Source organism: uncultured Phascolarctobacterium sp. (assembly GCF_934190775.1).
Classification (GTDB): Bacteria; Bacillota; Negativicutes; order Acidaminococcales; family Acidaminococcaceae; genus Phascolarctobacterium_A.
Map to the genome: position 1 here is coordinate 58,481 of NZ_CAKPTG010000008.1, position 16,129 is coordinate 74,609.

At 50.6% G+C, this 16,129-nt stretch carries 12 protein-coding genes; all 12 read right to left on the minus strand.

The genetic code is table 11. From position 1 onward, the window contains the following. Window positions 1–136: 136 nt before the first annotated feature. The 12 genes from tsf to Q0G26_RS06075 all read right to left on the minus strand — a co-directional run bounded on the left by tsf (window position 137) and on the right by Q0G26_RS06075 (window position 16,117). Window positions 137–1,015: a translation elongation factor Ts gene (tsf, locus tag Q0G26_RS06020; protein ID WP_009145084.1), complete on the minus strand. Its 879-nt coding sequence runs from the start codon at window positions 1,013–1,015 to the stop codon at window positions 137–139. A 40-nt stretch (window positions 1,016–1,055) separates the two neighbouring features. Then, window positions 1,056–1,793, minus strand: coding sequence for a 30S ribosomal protein S2 (rpsB, locus tag Q0G26_RS06025; protein WP_021721143.1), 738 nt, complete (start codon window positions 1,791–1,793; stop codon window positions 1,056–1,058). 199 nt (window positions 1,794–1,992) lie between these two features. Next, window positions 1,993–2,919 (minus strand): calcium/sodium antiporter, encoded by a 927-nt coding sequence (locus Q0G26_RS06030; RefSeq protein WP_246869361.1) that lies wholly within the window; start codon window positions 2,917–2,919, stop codon window positions 1,993–1,995. A gap of 206 nt (window positions 2,920–3,125) precedes the next feature. Then, window positions 3,126–4,607: a tripartite tricarboxylate transporter permease gene (locus Q0G26_RS06035; protein ID WP_293829169.1), complete on the minus strand. Its 1,482-nt coding sequence runs from the start codon at window positions 4,605–4,607 to the stop codon at window positions 3,126–3,128. A gap of 12 nt (window positions 4,608–4,619) precedes the next feature. Next, on the minus strand, window positions 4,620–5,090 hold the full coding sequence (locus Q0G26_RS06040; RefSeq protein WP_293829170.1) for a tripartite tricarboxylate transporter TctB family protein: 471 nt from the start codon (window positions 5,088–5,090) through the stop codon (window positions 4,620–4,622). 364 nt (window positions 5,091–5,454) lie between these two features. Next, a complete protein-coding gene (locus Q0G26_RS06045; RefSeq protein ID WP_366517748.1) occupies window positions 5,455–6,696 on the minus strand; it encodes a methionine gamma-lyase family protein in 1,242 nt (413 codons plus the stop codon). A gap of 48 nt (window positions 6,697–6,744) precedes the next feature. Beyond that, window positions 6,745–8,577, minus strand: a complete 1,833-nt coding sequence (hflX, locus tag Q0G26_RS06050; RefSeq protein WP_293829172.1) for a GTPase HflX — start codon at window positions 8,575–8,577, stop codon at window positions 6,745–6,747. 263 nt (window positions 8,578–8,840) lie between these two features. Beyond that, window positions 8,841–10,430, minus strand: coding sequence for a DEAD/DEAH box helicase (locus Q0G26_RS06055; RefSeq protein WP_009144874.1), 1,590 nt, complete (start codon window positions 10,428–10,430; stop codon window positions 8,841–8,843). Next, window positions 10,430–11,692 (minus strand): competence/damage-inducible protein A, encoded by a 1,263-nt coding sequence (locus Q0G26_RS06060; RefSeq protein ID WP_293829173.1) that lies wholly within the window; start codon window positions 11,690–11,692, stop codon window positions 10,430–10,432. The genes Q0G26_RS06055 and Q0G26_RS06060 overlap by 1 nt, the downstream gene beginning before the upstream one ends. 47 nt (window positions 11,693–11,739) lie before the next feature. Then, window positions 11,740–13,065, minus strand: coding sequence for a 30S ribosomal protein S12 methylthiotransferase RimO (gene rimO, locus Q0G26_RS06065; RefSeq protein WP_293829174.1), 1,326 nt, complete (start codon window positions 13,063–13,065; stop codon window positions 11,740–11,742). Window positions 13,066–13,165: 100 nt separating this feature from the next. Next, a complete protein-coding gene (locus Q0G26_RS06070) occupies window positions 13,166–14,152 on the minus strand; it encodes an extracellular solute-binding protein (protein ID WP_293829175.1) in 987 nt (328 codons plus the stop codon). Between the two features lie 15 nt (window positions 14,153–14,167). Continuing rightward, window positions 14,168–16,117, minus strand: a complete 1,950-nt coding sequence (locus Q0G26_RS06075; RefSeq protein ID WP_293829176.1) for a YgiQ family radical SAM protein — start codon at window positions 16,115–16,117, stop codon at window positions 14,168–14,170. Window positions 16,118–16,129: the final 12 nt, after the last annotated feature.

The window sequence follows — 16,129 nt, forward strand, 5'->3', positions numbered from 1 at the left end:
TATATGCTTTTGCCATAGCATAGTCAAGAAAGAAAAATGTATACTATTTTACACTTTTTAAAAGTTTTGCAGTGCAAAAAAGGCTACCACAATTACTTGTGATAGCCTTAAATGTTCAGTTGCAGTCCAAACTGGATTATTTAATTTGAGACATAACCTCTGCAGCGAAGTCCTCTTGTTTCTTTTCGATGCCTTCACCCAGTTGGAAACGGGAGAATGCCAGAACTTCAGCGCCTGCAGCTTTTACCAGCTTGCCAACGGTTTGGTCCGGATCTTTAACGAACTCTTGGTCAACCAGGCATACTTCTTTGTAGTATTTGTTGATACGGCCCATAACCATCTTCTCGATGATTTTTTCCGGTTTGCCTTCGTTTTTAGCTTGCTCGGACAGAACTTCTTTCTCGTGCTCCAGCTCAGCAGCCGGTACTTGAGAGCGTTCCAGGTAGCTCGGGTTAGCAGCAGCAACATGCATTGCAACGTCTTTACCCAGTTCAGCATTGCCGCCTTTTAATTCAACAACAACGCCGATTTTGCCGCCGCCATGGATGTAAGCAGCAACAACGCCTTCCGGAGCTTCGTACAGAGCGAAACGACGAACGGAAATCTTTTCGCCGATCTTAGCAACGCTAGCGGTTACCAGAGCTTCAACGGTTTGGCCGTCCAGCTCGGAAGCCAGCAGAGCTTCTACGTCAGCCGGTTTGGTAGCTACGATATGAGCAGCAATTTTTTCAACGAGTTCTTTGAAGCCGTCGGTTTTAGCAACAAAGTCGGTTTCGCAGTTAACTTCTACGATTGCACCGATCTTGCCGTCAGCGCTTACGAAAGAGCCAACAACGCCTTCGGCAGCAATGCGGCCAGCTTTTTTAGCAGCAGCAGCCAGACCTTTTTCACGCAGGAAGTCGATTGCTTTGTCCATATCGCCTTCTACAGCGGTCAGTGCTTTTTTGCAGTCCATCATGCCTGCGCCAGTACGCTCGCGCAGTTCTTTAACTAATGCAGCAGTAATTTGAGCCATCAGTTATTCCTCCTCAAAATGTAATATATTAACGTTAGGATTATTCAGCTTCTTCGGTTGCCGGAGCTTCTTCAGCAGCAGCTTCTTCAGTTTGCATACCTTGACGGCCTTCCAGAACAGCGTCAGCCATTTTAGCGGTCAGCAGTTTTACAGCGCGGATAGCGTCGTCGTTTGCAGGGATTACATGATCGATTTCGTCCGGATCGCAGTTGGTGTCAACGGTTGCAACGATAGGAATGTTCAGTTTGTGAGCTTCCAGAACAGCGATGTGCTCTTTGCGGGGGTCAACGATGAACATAGCGCCCGGCAGTTTTTTCATGTCTTTGATACCGCCCAAGTATTTGGTCAGTTTTTCCATTTCATGTTTCAGGCCGATAACTTCTTTCTTCGGCAGCAGGTCGAAGGTGCCGTCAGCTTCCATAGCTTCCAGTTTGCGCAGACGTGCAATACGGGTTTGGATGGTTTTGAAGTTGGTCAGCATGCCGCCCAGCCAACGCTCGTTAACGAAGAACATGTTGCAGCGGGTAGCTTCTTCTTTCATAGCTTCTTGAGCTTGTTTTTTGGTACCAACGAACAGAATGTTTTCGCCAGCAGCAGCAACCTCACGGATGAAGTTGTAAGCTTCGTCAACCTTTTTTACGGTTTTTTGCAGGTCGATGATGTAGATACCATTACGCTCGGTGAAGATGTACGGAGCCATTTTAGGGTTCCAACGACGGGTTTGGTGACCAAAGTGTACACCAGCTTCAAGTAATTGTTTCATAGAGATAATAGCCATTTTTTGTTTCCTCCTGTTTTTTCCTCCGCAGGAATGGGTTATAATTCTTCTCTACGCGGCAAAACGTAGCAACAGATGAATTTTCCTGCGTGTGTTATTTTTACACCAAAATATTTTACCATAAATTCCGCAAGCAGGCAAGAGATTTTTACTGCTTGCGGAGGGTAAATGTTAAATTTTTTACATTATAATGCTGTGCTTACAGAATATACCCCAGATATGCCGCATAGCACACCAGCATCAGCGCACCTGCCCAGCGCTGCAGGCGTTGAGTACGCAACACGCACAACCACAGAAGCACTGCCGCACCAAGCGCTACATAGGTATCAAAGTTGAAGGCAGATGCAAAGGGAATGTCGATAATCAGCGAGGACAAGCCTACTACGAAAAGGATATTGAAAATGTTGCTGCCGACGATATTGCCGATGGCAATATCCGCATTGCCGCGGCGTGCTGCCGCCACAGAGGTAAACAGCTCCGGCAGCGAGGTGCCCAAAGCCACAATCGTCAGGCCGATAAAACGCTCGCTGAGTCCCGCATAGGTAGCAATAGAAGTTGCTGCGCCTACGGTTACATTACTGCCCGCAATAATCAGCGCCAAACCGCCCACTGCACCCAAAAGGCAGCGTCCCAGCGGCAGGCCGGGTTCTTCAAGGTCACTGTCGACATTGCTTTTCATCGCCATGGTGTACAGATACATCATATATGCGGCAAAGGCTACCATAAGCACACCGCCGTCCGCCAGACTGATGCTACCGTCGCGTCCCTGATAAAACAGCAGTGCGGTAACACCAATCATGAAGGGGATTTCGATGCGTACGGTAGAACGCGCTACCGCAATCGGCACAATAGAAGCCGCAAGGCCGAGAATCACCAGGATATTAAGAATATTACTGCCGACGATATTACCGATGGTAATATCTGCATTACCCTTAACTGCAGCAGCGATACTTACCGCCGCCTCCGGTGCGCTCGTACCCATCGCCACGATAGTAAGGCCGATTACCAGCTGCGGAATGCCGAAGCGCATGGCAATGCCTGCTGCACCTTCAACAAACCAATCCGCCCCCTTACCGAGCATCACAAAGCCTAAAGCCAATAAAACAAACTGTAAAGCTATTTCCATTTTCTTCCTCCTTGATTTGCAGCCGTCCCTAAAAACAAAAAAGCGAGACATTGCTGCAATAAAATTACAACAAAGTCTCGCTACTTAGTCACAAAGCCGGATTGCCAAAGCAATCGTACTGACGACAGAGTGAACACGCCATGCGTGCAAGCTACTCCCTTTATATGCTTAGTTTAGCCAAACGCAGGGAGTTTGTCAAGTAAAATTTAACTTCTTTTGAACAGCTTGCCGAAAAGCGGTGAAAGCAGTGATAAAAGAGCTGCCACCAGGAAGAACAGGCACAGCGGACGCTGGAAGAAAATAGCAAAGCTGCCGTCACTCATAATCAGCGAGCCGACAAAGTTCTGCTCCGCCATACCGCCGAGGATAATGCCGATGATAATCGCCGACATAGAAAAGCCCAGCTTGTTCATAAAGTAACCTAAGAAACCGCTTGCCACCATCAGATAAACATCGTTCAGGGAATTATTGTAGGAATAAGTGCCCACGAAGGTCATCATCACGATAATCGGCAGCAGAATATGCACAGGCACGTTAACAACCTTCATAAAAAGTCTGATTAACGAAAAGCCCATGATACCCATAATCACGTTGGCCAACAGCAGACCGATGAAGATAGCATAAACATCAGGCGCCTTTTCCACAAACAGCAAGGGACCGGGCTGCAGGCCCTGAACCATCAGCGCACCCATCATAATTGCCGTTGCGCCATCACCGGGGATACCCAACGTAAGCACCGGAATAAAAGCACCGCCGGATACAGCGTTGTTGCCTGCCTCGGAGGCTACAATGCCCTCAGGCTCGCCGTTGCCGAAGTTCTTGCTGTGCTTAGACCAGCGTTTAGCCTGGTCATAGGAAACAAAGGATGCGATATCGCCGCCGGTACCGGGCACACAGCCGATGAAGGTGCCGATGAAGGAGGAACGCAAAAGCGTGGTAAACACTCTCTTGATATCCTCAAACGAAGGCAGCAGACGGTCCAGCATCATGTGCTGCTCCTGACGTTCATTATGATAATAATCCTCAATACTGCTCAACACCTGCGCAAAAGCGAATACGCCGATCAGCACAGGGATAAAGGATACACCTCCCATAAAATAGTTGGTGTCCAAAGTAAAGCGGATTGCACCGCTCATACCGTCAATGCCGACTGTTGCCAGGAACAGGCCGATAAGACCGCCCATAATACCCTTGATAACACTGCCGGAGGAAACGCTCGTAATAATGCTGAGGCCGAAAATAGCCAGAGCAAAATATTCCGGTTTGGAAAACTGCAGTGCAACCTTTGCCAGCTGCGGTGCCAGCAAAATCAGGCAGACGGTACTGAAAATACCGCCGAAGGTGCTGGCCAAGGTGGAAAGTCCGAGAGCACGTCCAGGCTGCCCCATCTTCGTCGCCATCGGGTAACCGTCCAGAGTAGTCGCTACGGAAGCAGGCGTACCCGGAGTTTTCAACAGGATTGCCGAAATACTGCCGCCGTAAATCGCACCGCAGTAAATGCCCAGCAGCATCAGAATGCCGCCGATACCGTGAAAGGTAAAGGCCAGCGGAAACAGCAGCGCCAAGCCCATGTTAACACTCAGGCCCGGCATACAGCCGAAGGCAATGCCAACCAGCACGCCAAAGAAAAGTCCCAGCAGATTCATGGGGACGAAAATCATATTTAATGCGCTCATTATATCAACCATCAGTATGACCCCCTACTCCATGAATACAGATTGCGGCATCTGCGTATGCAGCAACATGCCGAAAACAAGATAAATAAACAGCAGACACAGTACCGTTGTCAGGCCTATCACCTTATAATTGCGATAATCCATAAGACGCATAACAGCCGGAATCAAAAGTGCCGCTGCCGGATAAAAGCCGAGAATGCTGATGAGCACGCAGAACACAACAACAATTCCCATCATTAAATAAACGCGCTTGTTGCCTGTCGAAGAAAGCTGCACCTTCACGCCATGTAAATCAGTTTTATTGATAAAGGTATAAAGCAGCAGCAAAACCGAAACAGCGCCCAGCACCGCACCCAGCGCAAAAGGCCAAAAGCCGGGACCGGGGCCGTTCTCCGTAAACTCCAGCGGAAAGGCTGCCGCCGCCTGCATAATCAGACCACCGATAACCGCGCCCAGCACGCCCACTATATAATTACATACTGCCATGTTATTCATATAAATCATCCTTAAACAACTCCGCCATCAAAATTGACGTCAATTCGATGCCAGACTAAATTGAGTAACCGAAACTTTATTGCATCATTAAAAGCAACATAAATTGAGTAACTTTACTCTTATTATAAAGTTAAGAGTAAACTAAATTGAGTAATTAAATTCTCATGCAGAGAAATAACAATTGCAGCGAGTAAGTGTCTGGAACCACCGAAGGGCCGAAACTGTCTGAGCGCTATGCAAGCTAATATTGCATAATTTTTTAGCTCAGCGCGAGTTTTTCGGCACTTCGTCTTGGTTCCACACGAAACGAGTGCCCGCAATTCTTTTGAACGGAATGAGATTTAATTACGAATTTTTAACTTTCTTACCCCTCTTTAGGCCCCACGCGCTTAGCCGCCGCCATAATCGCCAGACGACCATGCTCAAAAGTCAAACCGCCCTGGAAGAAAACATTAAACGGCTCACGGCACGGACCATCGGCACTCAGCTCAATAGAAGCGCCCTGTACAAAGGTACCCGCAGCCATAATAATCTCATCCTGATAACCCGGCAGCGGACTCGGAACTGGCTCAACGTGCGCATCAACAGGAGAATTGCCCTGAATAGCAACGCAGAAATCGCACAGACGCTGCTTGCTCTCCAAGGTAATAGCCTGAATAATATCGCTGCGGCGTTCCTCCGGCAGCGGCTTAACAGCATAGCCCAGGCCTTTGAAAACAGCAGCCGCAAAAACAGCAGTCTTAACAGCCTGCACCACAATATGCGGAGCCAGGAAAAGTCCCTGATAGAACTCACGCGCGGTATCGCCCAGAGTTGCGCCCATCTCGCCGCCCAGACCGGGAGCGGTAAGACGGTAGGAAGCATTCTCAACCAAATCCGCACGGCCGACAATATAACCGCCTGTAGGAGCCAGACCGCCGCCCAGATTCTTAATCAGAGAGCCTGCCATCAGATCAGCGCCAACCTCGGTAGGCTCCTGCTTCTCGATAAACTCGCCGTAGCAGTTATCAACAAAGCAGATAACATTCGGGTTAGCTTCCTTCGCTGCACTGCAGATACGGCCGATTTCAGCAACGTCAATAGTCTTACGTTCGCTGCTGTAGCCGCAGGAGCGCTGAATATGAATCATCGTAGTCTTGGAGGTAACAGCGTTTTTTACAGCCTCCAAATCAACATGGTCGCCCTTCATCGGCAGCTCCTTGTAGGTTACGCCCAAGTCAACCAAGGAGCCGGGAGTTTTAACCGGAGAGCCGATAATAGTCTGCATAGTGTCATAAGGAGCACCTGTTACGGCAATCAGCTCATCGCCTGCGCGCAGGTTGCCCAGCAGAGCAACTGCCAGCGCATGGGTACCGCTGACGAACTGAGAACGCACCAACGCTGCCTCGGTTTTGAACAGCTCCGCGTAAATCAGATCCAGAGTATCGCGGCCCACATCACTGTAGCCGTAGCCAGTAGTAGGCTTCAAGTAGTAGTCGGAAACCATGTTATTACGGAAAGCCGCAATAACCTTTTCAGTATTGTACAAAGCTGCTGCTTCTAGCTCTGCGGTATGTTTAGCAACCTCAGCTAAGGCTGCCTGCTCTAATGCATTGTAATCAACCAAAATTCTCACCTGATATTTTTATATTTTTCGGCATAACGCCAATTCATCCTAAGCCTTGGCATCTGCAGCAAGATACTTGGCAAACTGCTGCACCTGCTCTGCGTCCAGGCGCACCTTCAGCAGTGTGCCCTGCGCCAGATATTCCTGCTCCAGTACAGTGCCTGCATCATGCAAGCGTCCTACCGCAGCAGAATCGCTGTAAGGCACGAGGAAGCTCTCCTCTACCGCCTTCAGCTTCAGGTTTTCTGCAATCAGCGCCAACAGGCCGTCAAGATTATAACGTGCCTTAGCGGAAATGCAGATGCTGTTTTCTTCCTTGCTCAAACGCTCTGCCAGACCGGAATCCGGCGGCAGCTTATCGATTTTATTATAAACCGTGATAATCGTCTTATCCTTGGCACCAAGCTCATCCAGAACCTGATAAACAGCAGCAGCCTGCTCCTTATACAGCTCGTGGCTGACATCAATAACGTGCAGCAGCACGTCGGACTGCACAACCTCCTCCAGTGTAGACTGGAAGGCCGCAACCAGCTGATGCGGCAAGCGTTGGATAAAGCCGACAGTATCGGTCAAAATAGCCTGCTGCTTATTCGGCAGATCTAACTGGCGCGTAGTCGGGTCCAGCGTTGCGAAAAGCTGGTCCTGCGCGTAGATATCCGAATTAGTCAGCGTATTCAAAAGCGTGGATTTGCCGGCGTTGGTGTAGCCCACAAGGCTTACCATAGGTACACTCGCCTTCGTGCGTCCTGCACGGTGCAGAGTGCGCACACTCTTAACCTTGCCGATGCATTCCTTAATATAGGCAATGCGGTCACGGATGCGACGGCGGTCAACCTCCAGCTTAGTTTCGCCGGGACCGCGGGTACCGATGCCACCGCCAAGACGCGACAGCGCCAGGCCCTTGCCCATAATACGCGGCAGCGTATATTGCAGCTGCGCCAGCTCAACCTGCAGCTTACCTTCATTAGTATGCGCACGTTGGGCAAAAATATCGAGGATAAGCGCCGTGCGGTCAAGCACACGCACACCCATTGACTGCTCAATATTACGCTGCTGTGCCGGTGAAAGCTCATCGTCAAAAATGCACAGGTCTACGTTCTCCTGCTGCACATAAAGCGCCAGCTCCTGCACCTTGCCGCGGCCGATAAAGAACGCCGGGTCCGGCTTGGGGCGCTTCTGCAGGAATCTTGCCACAACCTCCGCACCGGCAGTATCTGCCAGCTGCTTCAGCTCCTCCAACGAATCCTCGGCCGTCCAGCCGCTGCTGTTGGGAGCACCGTATTCCATGCCCACAATAATCGCACGCTCGGTTCCCTGCGCCAGACTAGCACTGCCTGTCTGCTTATCAAGGATTCGCTCCACCATCGCCGCCAGATTCGGGAAGAACACTCCCTCCGCCTCCTGCAGCGTCAGCGGTCCGTAGCATTCCACCTGATATTGCTCGTTATCGTCAATCCCGGTAATCATGCCGAAGCTCATCTGCGACTGGCTGATATCCGGCGAAGTAACGTCGACAGCAATCATCGCATCAAAACGGTTATTCTTCAGCGCGGAAATATCCACACCGCTGAGCAGCGGATTGCCGTTGGGATGAGTATGCACACAGCGCACGCCGCTCAAACGGCTGGCACCGCGTCTGCCCTCAACCGGAGGCAGCTCCACACTCTGATTATTGCCCACCGATACGGCAAGCACCTGACCATTGCGCGCAACATAAACGCTCACCTCGCGGTTAATAAAATCAGTAACATCCGCCATACGCAAAGCCAGCTCGCTTGTCAGCAGCTGACCGCCCTCCAGACGGATATCATAAAAAGTTTTTAATTCTTCAATAACGGAATTACGGATACCCTTCAGGTTGCCGTAAATTTCATTAGCCATGGGTATTCACCTCCAATTGGGGGTTAACTTAGCAATTTGCTTATCGAAAGGCTCCCCTTGGGGGGATAGCTTAGCAATTTGCTTATTGAAAGGCTCCCCTCGGGGGGAGCTGGCGCCCGCCAGGGCGACTGAGAGGGGCTTGACAGAAACGTTGCTTTAGGCAGAACCCCTCTCCGCCTCGACAAGCTCGGCACCCGCCCCAGGGTGCCTTCTCTTGCCCTACGGGCAATTCACCTTGTCTCCCCAAGGAGAGGCTATTTTTATTATCTTCTTGCCTTAGCAGGCTCAATATTAACCTTATACCCCTTGATAAAGTTCTTGTTCATCGCACCGATAACCTTTTCGGCTACATCCTCCGGTACCTCAACAAAGGTGAACTTATCATAGATATTGATCAGGCCGATATCACGTGCCGGAATGTCTGCTTCGATAGCAATGGTGCTGACAATATCTTTAACCATAATCTTCTGGCTGCGGCCGATGTTGATGAACAGGCGCACCATGCCCGGACGGCCGCCGGTGTTGCGCAGGTCCTTGGACAGGATATCCTCCTGCGGAGCCTCCAGAGCCTTAATACCCTCCTGCATCAGCTTCAGAGCTGCGGCAGCAACCTCTTCGGCGCTGTAATCATCCAGCAGGCTTTCGGCAATAGGCATATAATCATGGTATGCGTTCAGCTCCAGCACAGTCTGCATCTTGCTGATAATCTGGTCGCGTTGACGCTCGATAACGTTAGCAGCGGTCGGCAGCTGACGGCGTTGGATTTTAGTCTTGACGGTACGCTCAATCAGCTTCAGCTGACGGAACTCACGCGGAGTGATGAAGGTCATAGCTACGCCGGTGTTGCCTGCACGACCGGTACGGCCGATGCGGTGAACGTAGCTTTCCGGATCCTGCGGAATATCAAAGTTGATAACGTGGGTAATGTTGTCAACGTCGATGCCGCGGGCAGCAACGTCGGTAGCAATCAGCACATCAACAGCGCCCTCGCGGAATTTCTTCATTACGCGGTCACGCTGGTTCTGGCTCAGGTCGCCATGCAGGCCCTCAGCCATGTAGCCACGGCTGGAAAGTGCGATAGACAGGTCGTCAACACCCTTTTTGGTACGGCAGAAGATAATCAGCTTGCCATCGATTTCTGCGTCCAGCAGACGGCACAGGCCTTCAATCTTATCCTTGGTTTCGAAATAATATTGCTCAATCAGAGGTACAGTCAGCTCTTCCTTGGAAATGGTTACATTCTTCGGCGCCTTCATGTACTTCTTGGTCAGGCTCAGAATCGGACGAGGCATAGTTGCGGAGAAAAGCAAAGTCTGGCGTTCAACCGGCAGGCTACGCATAATTTCTTCGATATCATCAACAAAGCCCATATCCAGCATTTCGTCGGCCTCGTCCAGTACCAGGAATTTGATATGGTCCAGACGGATAGTACCGCGGTTGATATGGTCAATCAAACGGCCCGGAGTACCGATAACAATCTGCACATTGTTGCGCAGCGCACGGATCTGGCGTTCAATCGGCTGGCCGCCGTAAACAGGCAGCGCACGCACGCGGCGAGTACGGCCGATTTTGCCAACCTCTTCCGCAACCTGGATAGCCAGCTCACGGGTCGGAGTCATAATCAGCGCCTGAATATGCTTGAAGTCGGTAATTGCCTGCACCAGAGGAATACCGAAGGCAGCGGTCTTGCCGGTACCGGTCTGTGCCTGGCCGATAACGTCGTTACCCTCGAGCACCAGGGGAATAGTAGCGGCCTGAATCGGAGAAGGCTCTTCGAAGCCCATGTCAGTCAGGGCAGTTACAATTTTTTTGTCCAGCTCTAAGCTGCCGAACATCTCTTTTTGAATGGTCATTAATGTTTATCCTCCATATTGTTTTTTTCTTCTAATAATTTATCAATAGCCATGGAAATAGCTGTCTGAGCTATTCTCAGCTTATTTTCTGTTCTTGTCGACATAAAATGGTGCTCCTGGCAATATACCACGTCGTCAGTGGCAACGGCAATATATACCAGGCCTACCGGTTTGCCCTCACTGGCTCCCGGTCCGGCGTTGCCGGTAATGCTCACACCATAATCGCTGCCCAGCTGCTTGCGCACGCCCAGTGCCATTTCGCAGGCGGTTTCGCGGCTGACAGCGCCGTATTTGGCCAGCGTATCTGCCTGCACATTAAGCAGCTTCTGCTTAGCCATGTTAGTGTAGCTGACGATGCTTCCCAGCAGATATTCGCTGCTGCCCGGCACATCCGTAACTAGGCTGCTGGCAAGACCGCCGCTGCAGGATTCCGCAAAGGCAATAGTTTTGCCCTGCTTCAGCAGCTCCTGCCCTAAGCAGGCCGCCAGAGTGGCATCATCCACACCGTATATATAATTATCAACGCTCTTGCGTACCTTGACTTCCATAGCGTCGAGCAGCTTGACTGCCTCCTTGTCATTGGCAGCCTTCGCCGTAAGCCTGATGAGAATTTCACCGTAGCGGGCATAAAGTGCAATCGTCGGATTGGTCTGCGCCATAATCAGCTCGTCGAGCTTGGACGCTACCATGGATTCGCCGATACCGCGCAGATGCAAGGTGCGCGACATGATAATGCCGTGCTCGCTGAAGCGCTGCAGCATACGCGGCAGCAGCTGCTTTTCGCACACATCCGTAAGCTCGCTCGGAGGTCCGGGCAGCATAATGAAGATTTTGTCCTTATATTCCAGCCACAGTCCGGGAGCGGTACCCACATCGTTCTGCAGTACCTCGGCCCCGATGGGAACATATGCCTGCTTTTCGTTATTTTGCGATGGGCAAAGTCCCTTCTTGGCAAAATAAGCATCTATGCGTCCCCACGTATCCAAATCGAGATAGCCTTCGGTATGACATACCTCCATTACCATCTCCTTGGTAATATCACCGCGCGTCGGTCCCAGACCGCCGCTGGTAATGATGATATCGGCGCGCTGCATGGCCTGCTCCAACACTGCGCGCATACGCTCCGGATTATCTCCGACCGTAGTGTGATATAAAACATCAAAGCCTATATTATTCAGCTTGCGGGATAAATACTGCACATTGGTGTTCAAAATTTCACCCAGCAGCAGCTCCGTCCCGGTAGTAATGATTTCAACCTTCATCTGCTGTCACCCTCTCACCGGTTATTTTGACTCTTACAGCAACGCTCTTAAACCAGCTCTGCTACCATTTCATAGGTAAAGCCTTGCAGAATACGCACTCTTACCATCTGGCCAACCTCAAGCTCAGCGGCATTTTCAATAAAGATGTTGCCGTCAATATCAGGTGCCTCGTGGTAGGAACGTCCTACCGCAAGAGCGGGATTTTCTTCATCAAAGCCTTCGACGATAACGTCCAGCTCCTCATCCTCGCGCTCCTGATGGATTTCTTCGGAAATACCTGCCTGCAGCGCCATCAGCTCATGATAGCGGTTTTCCTTAACCTCAGGCTCAATCTGGTTTTCCATAGCGCCGGCCACAGTGCCCTCCTCCTGAGAATACTGGAACACGCCTGCGTTTTCAAAACGCTGCTTTTCAACAAAGTCCATCAGCTCCGCAAAATCCTCATCGGTTTCACCAGGGAAACCAACAATGAAAGTAGTGCGGATAGTAATTCCAGGAATGCGCTCACGCAGCTTTGCCAGAAGCTCCTCCACCTGTGCGCGTGTGTCATAACGGTTCATGCTGTCCAGCAGTCTGTCGCTGGCATGCTGCAGAGGAATATCAATATACTTGCATACTTTGTCACATTCAGCAAAGGCTGCAATCAATTCATCCGTAAAGTTGTTGGGATATAGATACATAACGCGAATCCACTCAATACCATCAAGCTCGTTCAGGTCACGCAGCAGCTGCGGTAAAAGCAGCTTACCGGTGAGATCCTCACCATAACGTGTGGTATCCTGCGCTACTACAATCAGCTCCTTGACACCATGAGTAGCCAGGCTTCTTGCCTCTGCCATAACTTCATCATAGGGACGACTGGTGTAGGGACCACGCAGCTGCGGAATAATGCAGTAGGAACAACAATTGTCACAGCCCTCGGCAATTTTCAGGTACGCCATATAATTCGGCGTAGTCAGCATACGCGGCGGTGCCTGTACATTCTTGCTTTCCAGCTTTTGCAAATGCTTAACGCGCTTGCCTGCCATCACCTGGTCAATAACCCAGCCAATATCAGTAAAGCTGTCAGTACCGACGATAGCGTCTACCTCAGGCATGCTTTCAAAAAGCTCGTCTGCATAACGCTGACCAAGACAGCCTGTCATAATCAGATACTTGCAGCTTCCCTGCTCCTTATATTGCGCCATTTGTAAAATTGTGCTGATGGATTCTTCCTTCGCACTTTCAATAAAACCGCAGGTATTAACAATAATCAGATCAGCATCTGCAGGATTATTGGTAACCTCCAGTTGCTTATCCTTGATAATACCCAGCATAATCTCGGAATCTATCAAATTTTTGGGACAGCCAAGGCTGACCATACCTATTTTCATTCTTTACCTCCAAAACTTGCTGCCCTCACTCAAGCTGTCGGGACAGCAAGCAAGAGCATAATTCACTATAATCTAATCACTATTTACTAATGACTAGCCACTATTTACTAAATCTAACCTTACTCAGCCACTTATTCGTCAAAGCATCCTGCTTGGCAGGCTCCAGATAGCTGCTGTTGAGCCAGATTTTGTCGCTGTCTACAGCTGCTGCCTCAAAGCCTCGCGGGAAGATAAACAAATAACCGGTGGCGTTTTCCTGCGCTATCGTCTGTACCTGCGGACTCGTCAGCAGCCATTCCATCACAGTCAGTGCCTGCACATCATCAGCTTTTTTAAACATGCCTATACAGAAAAGATTTACCGGTGTTCCTTCCTTGGGATAGACAACATAGGCAGGAAATTTATTTTCCAGATATTTAAAGACATAGCTTTGTCTGGTAATAGCAACATCTGCATCCCCTACTGCCGTCATACGAATCGGCGTAAAGGGAAACTTGGAATATTGCCCGATAAAGCGGTTGATATCACTTAAATAATCCAGCGAAGCTTCTTCGCCAAAATTGTCCGCCATGGACGCCAGAAAGTTTTGCGTGCTGTTGCTGTCAGACAAATTTTCGATAGCAATGCGCAGCTGCTGCTTCTTTGCCAAATCCTGCCAGCTGCAGATATTGGCCTGGCCGACAGTACGTGCATACTGCTGGTTGACCAGAAAAACTGTCGGATCATAAAAGATACCGTACCAGCTTAAATCAGCATCACGAAGCTTCTGCGGCAGGCGATCGCCTTCAGCAAAGGCCACCGGCTTCAGCTGCTCCTGGCGCTTCAGGCCGGCAAGCGTACGCTGCTCGGCCAGCACCACATCAGGCTGTTCGCCGCCTGGCTTCAGCTCATAAATCGCCTTCATCTGCAGCTTGGCCTTATTCTCCTTATTAAACTCATCTACCAGATTTTGCGTAAATTTATTATCCAGCTCGGAGTACAGGACAACGGTCTGCGCTCCTGCGTTCTGTGCAGGAGCAGGCTGCTCACCACAGCCTCCCGTCAGCATTCCAGCCAAAATTAACACTAAAAAGATACAACGGATCATTTTATCCCTCCGTTACTATCTGCGGCGCTTATCCTCGCGCCTTTTTCCACCGGTACTGTTTGAACCGGTACTACGCATTGCATCACGCGCTCCACTGCCTGCAGCACTACGCGCTGCATTACGCTTCGCTCCGCGGGATGCATCACGCTTCGCGCCTCGCGCTCCGCCGCGCTGCTCCTGCTCTGTATACAGCAGGCATTTAGGTCCGCTGCCGACAAGATCCATGCGGTCAGCCTTTTGCAGCGCCTCCAGCACCAGCTTACGGTTGCGGGGAGCGCGGTACTGCATCAGTGCACGCTGCATCGCCTTATCATGCGGATTGCGGGCAACAAACACATCCTGTCCGCTTTCCGGATCAACGCCTGAATAATACATCGCCGTCGCCGCACTGCCGGGAGTAGGAATAAAGTCCTGCACCTGCTCCGGATTGTGCTTGATATCACGCAAAAACTCCGCTAATTCAATAGCATTGTTCAGCGTACAGCCAGGGTGGCTGGAAATAAAATACGGCACAAGATATTGCGGCAGGTTAATCTCTTTATTTTTTTGCGCAAACATGCGCATAAACTTCAGATAAACATCCTTACCGGGCTTACCCATACGCGCCAGAACCTGCGGTGCGATATGCTCCGGTGCAATCTTCAGCAGACCGCTGATATGGTAACGGCACAGCTCGTCCAGGAATTCCTGCTTTTTATCTGCCAGCAGATAATCGTAACGGATACCGCTGCGGATAAAGACCTTCTTAACGCCCGGTAAAGCACGCAGCTTACGCAAAAGCGCTATATAATCGCTGTGGTCAGCATCGATATTGGGGCACGGCTTGGGGAACAGGCACTGCCTGTCCTTGCAGACACCGTATTTAAGCTGCTTGGCGCAGGACGGATGACGGAAGTTAGCTGTAGGACCGCCAACGTCATGGATATAACCCTTAAAGCCGTCAAGCTGCGTCAGAATTTTTGCTTCACGCAAAATTGATTCATGACTGCGCGCCTGGATAATACGTCCCTGATGCGCATGAATAGCGCAGAAGGAACAGCTGCCGAAGCAGCCTCTGCTGCTTACCAGGCTGAACTGAACCTCCTCCAGAGCTGCTACGCCGCCCTTGGCGTCGTAGCTCGGGTGCCACTGGCGCATATACGGCAAATCATAGATAGCGTCCATCTCTTCCATCGTTAAGGGGAAGATGTTCTGGTTCTGCACGATATATTTCTTCTGTCCCTTTTGGACTACCAGCTTGCCATAGAACGGATCCTGCTCCTTGCTCTGCAGCTTAAAGGCTCTGGCAAATTCCTTGCGGTCATCCTTGATTTGCTTCCAGCCCGGAAGCTCCACATATTCATCATCGGGCAAACTGTCAGACAGATACGCCGTACCGCGGATATAATGCAAATCCTCGGCACTGGCACCGCCTGCCAGATAGTCGGCAATTTCCATAATCTGTTTTTCGCCCATGCCGTAAACCAAAAGGTCCGCACCGCTGGCCTCCAGAATAGAAGGCATCAGCTTGTTTTCCCAGTAGTCAAAATGCACAAAACGGCGCAGGCTGGCTTCAATACCGCCGATAATTACAGGCATATCCGGCCACAGCTTTTTGACGAGTTGCGCATAAACGGCCGTAGCATGGTCGGGACGCTGTCCCACCGCACCGCCTGCGGTATATTTGTCGACAGAACGCTCGTTCTTGGCTGCCGTATAACGGCACAGCATGGAGTCAAGGTTGCCGCCGGAAATAAGCACGCCCAGACGCGGCTTGCCCAGCTCTGCCATATATTCTGCTTTATCCCAACGCGGCTGGCACAGCATAGCTACCTTGTAGCCCTGCGCCTCCAGCACACGGCAGATTACTGCCGGACCAAAGGAGGGATGGTCTACATAAGCATCGCCGCTGATAAACAGAAAGTCAATCTGCTCCCAGCCACGCTCGGCAATTTCTTGAGCGGAAATCGGTAAAAACTGTTTCATTAAAAACTCCTG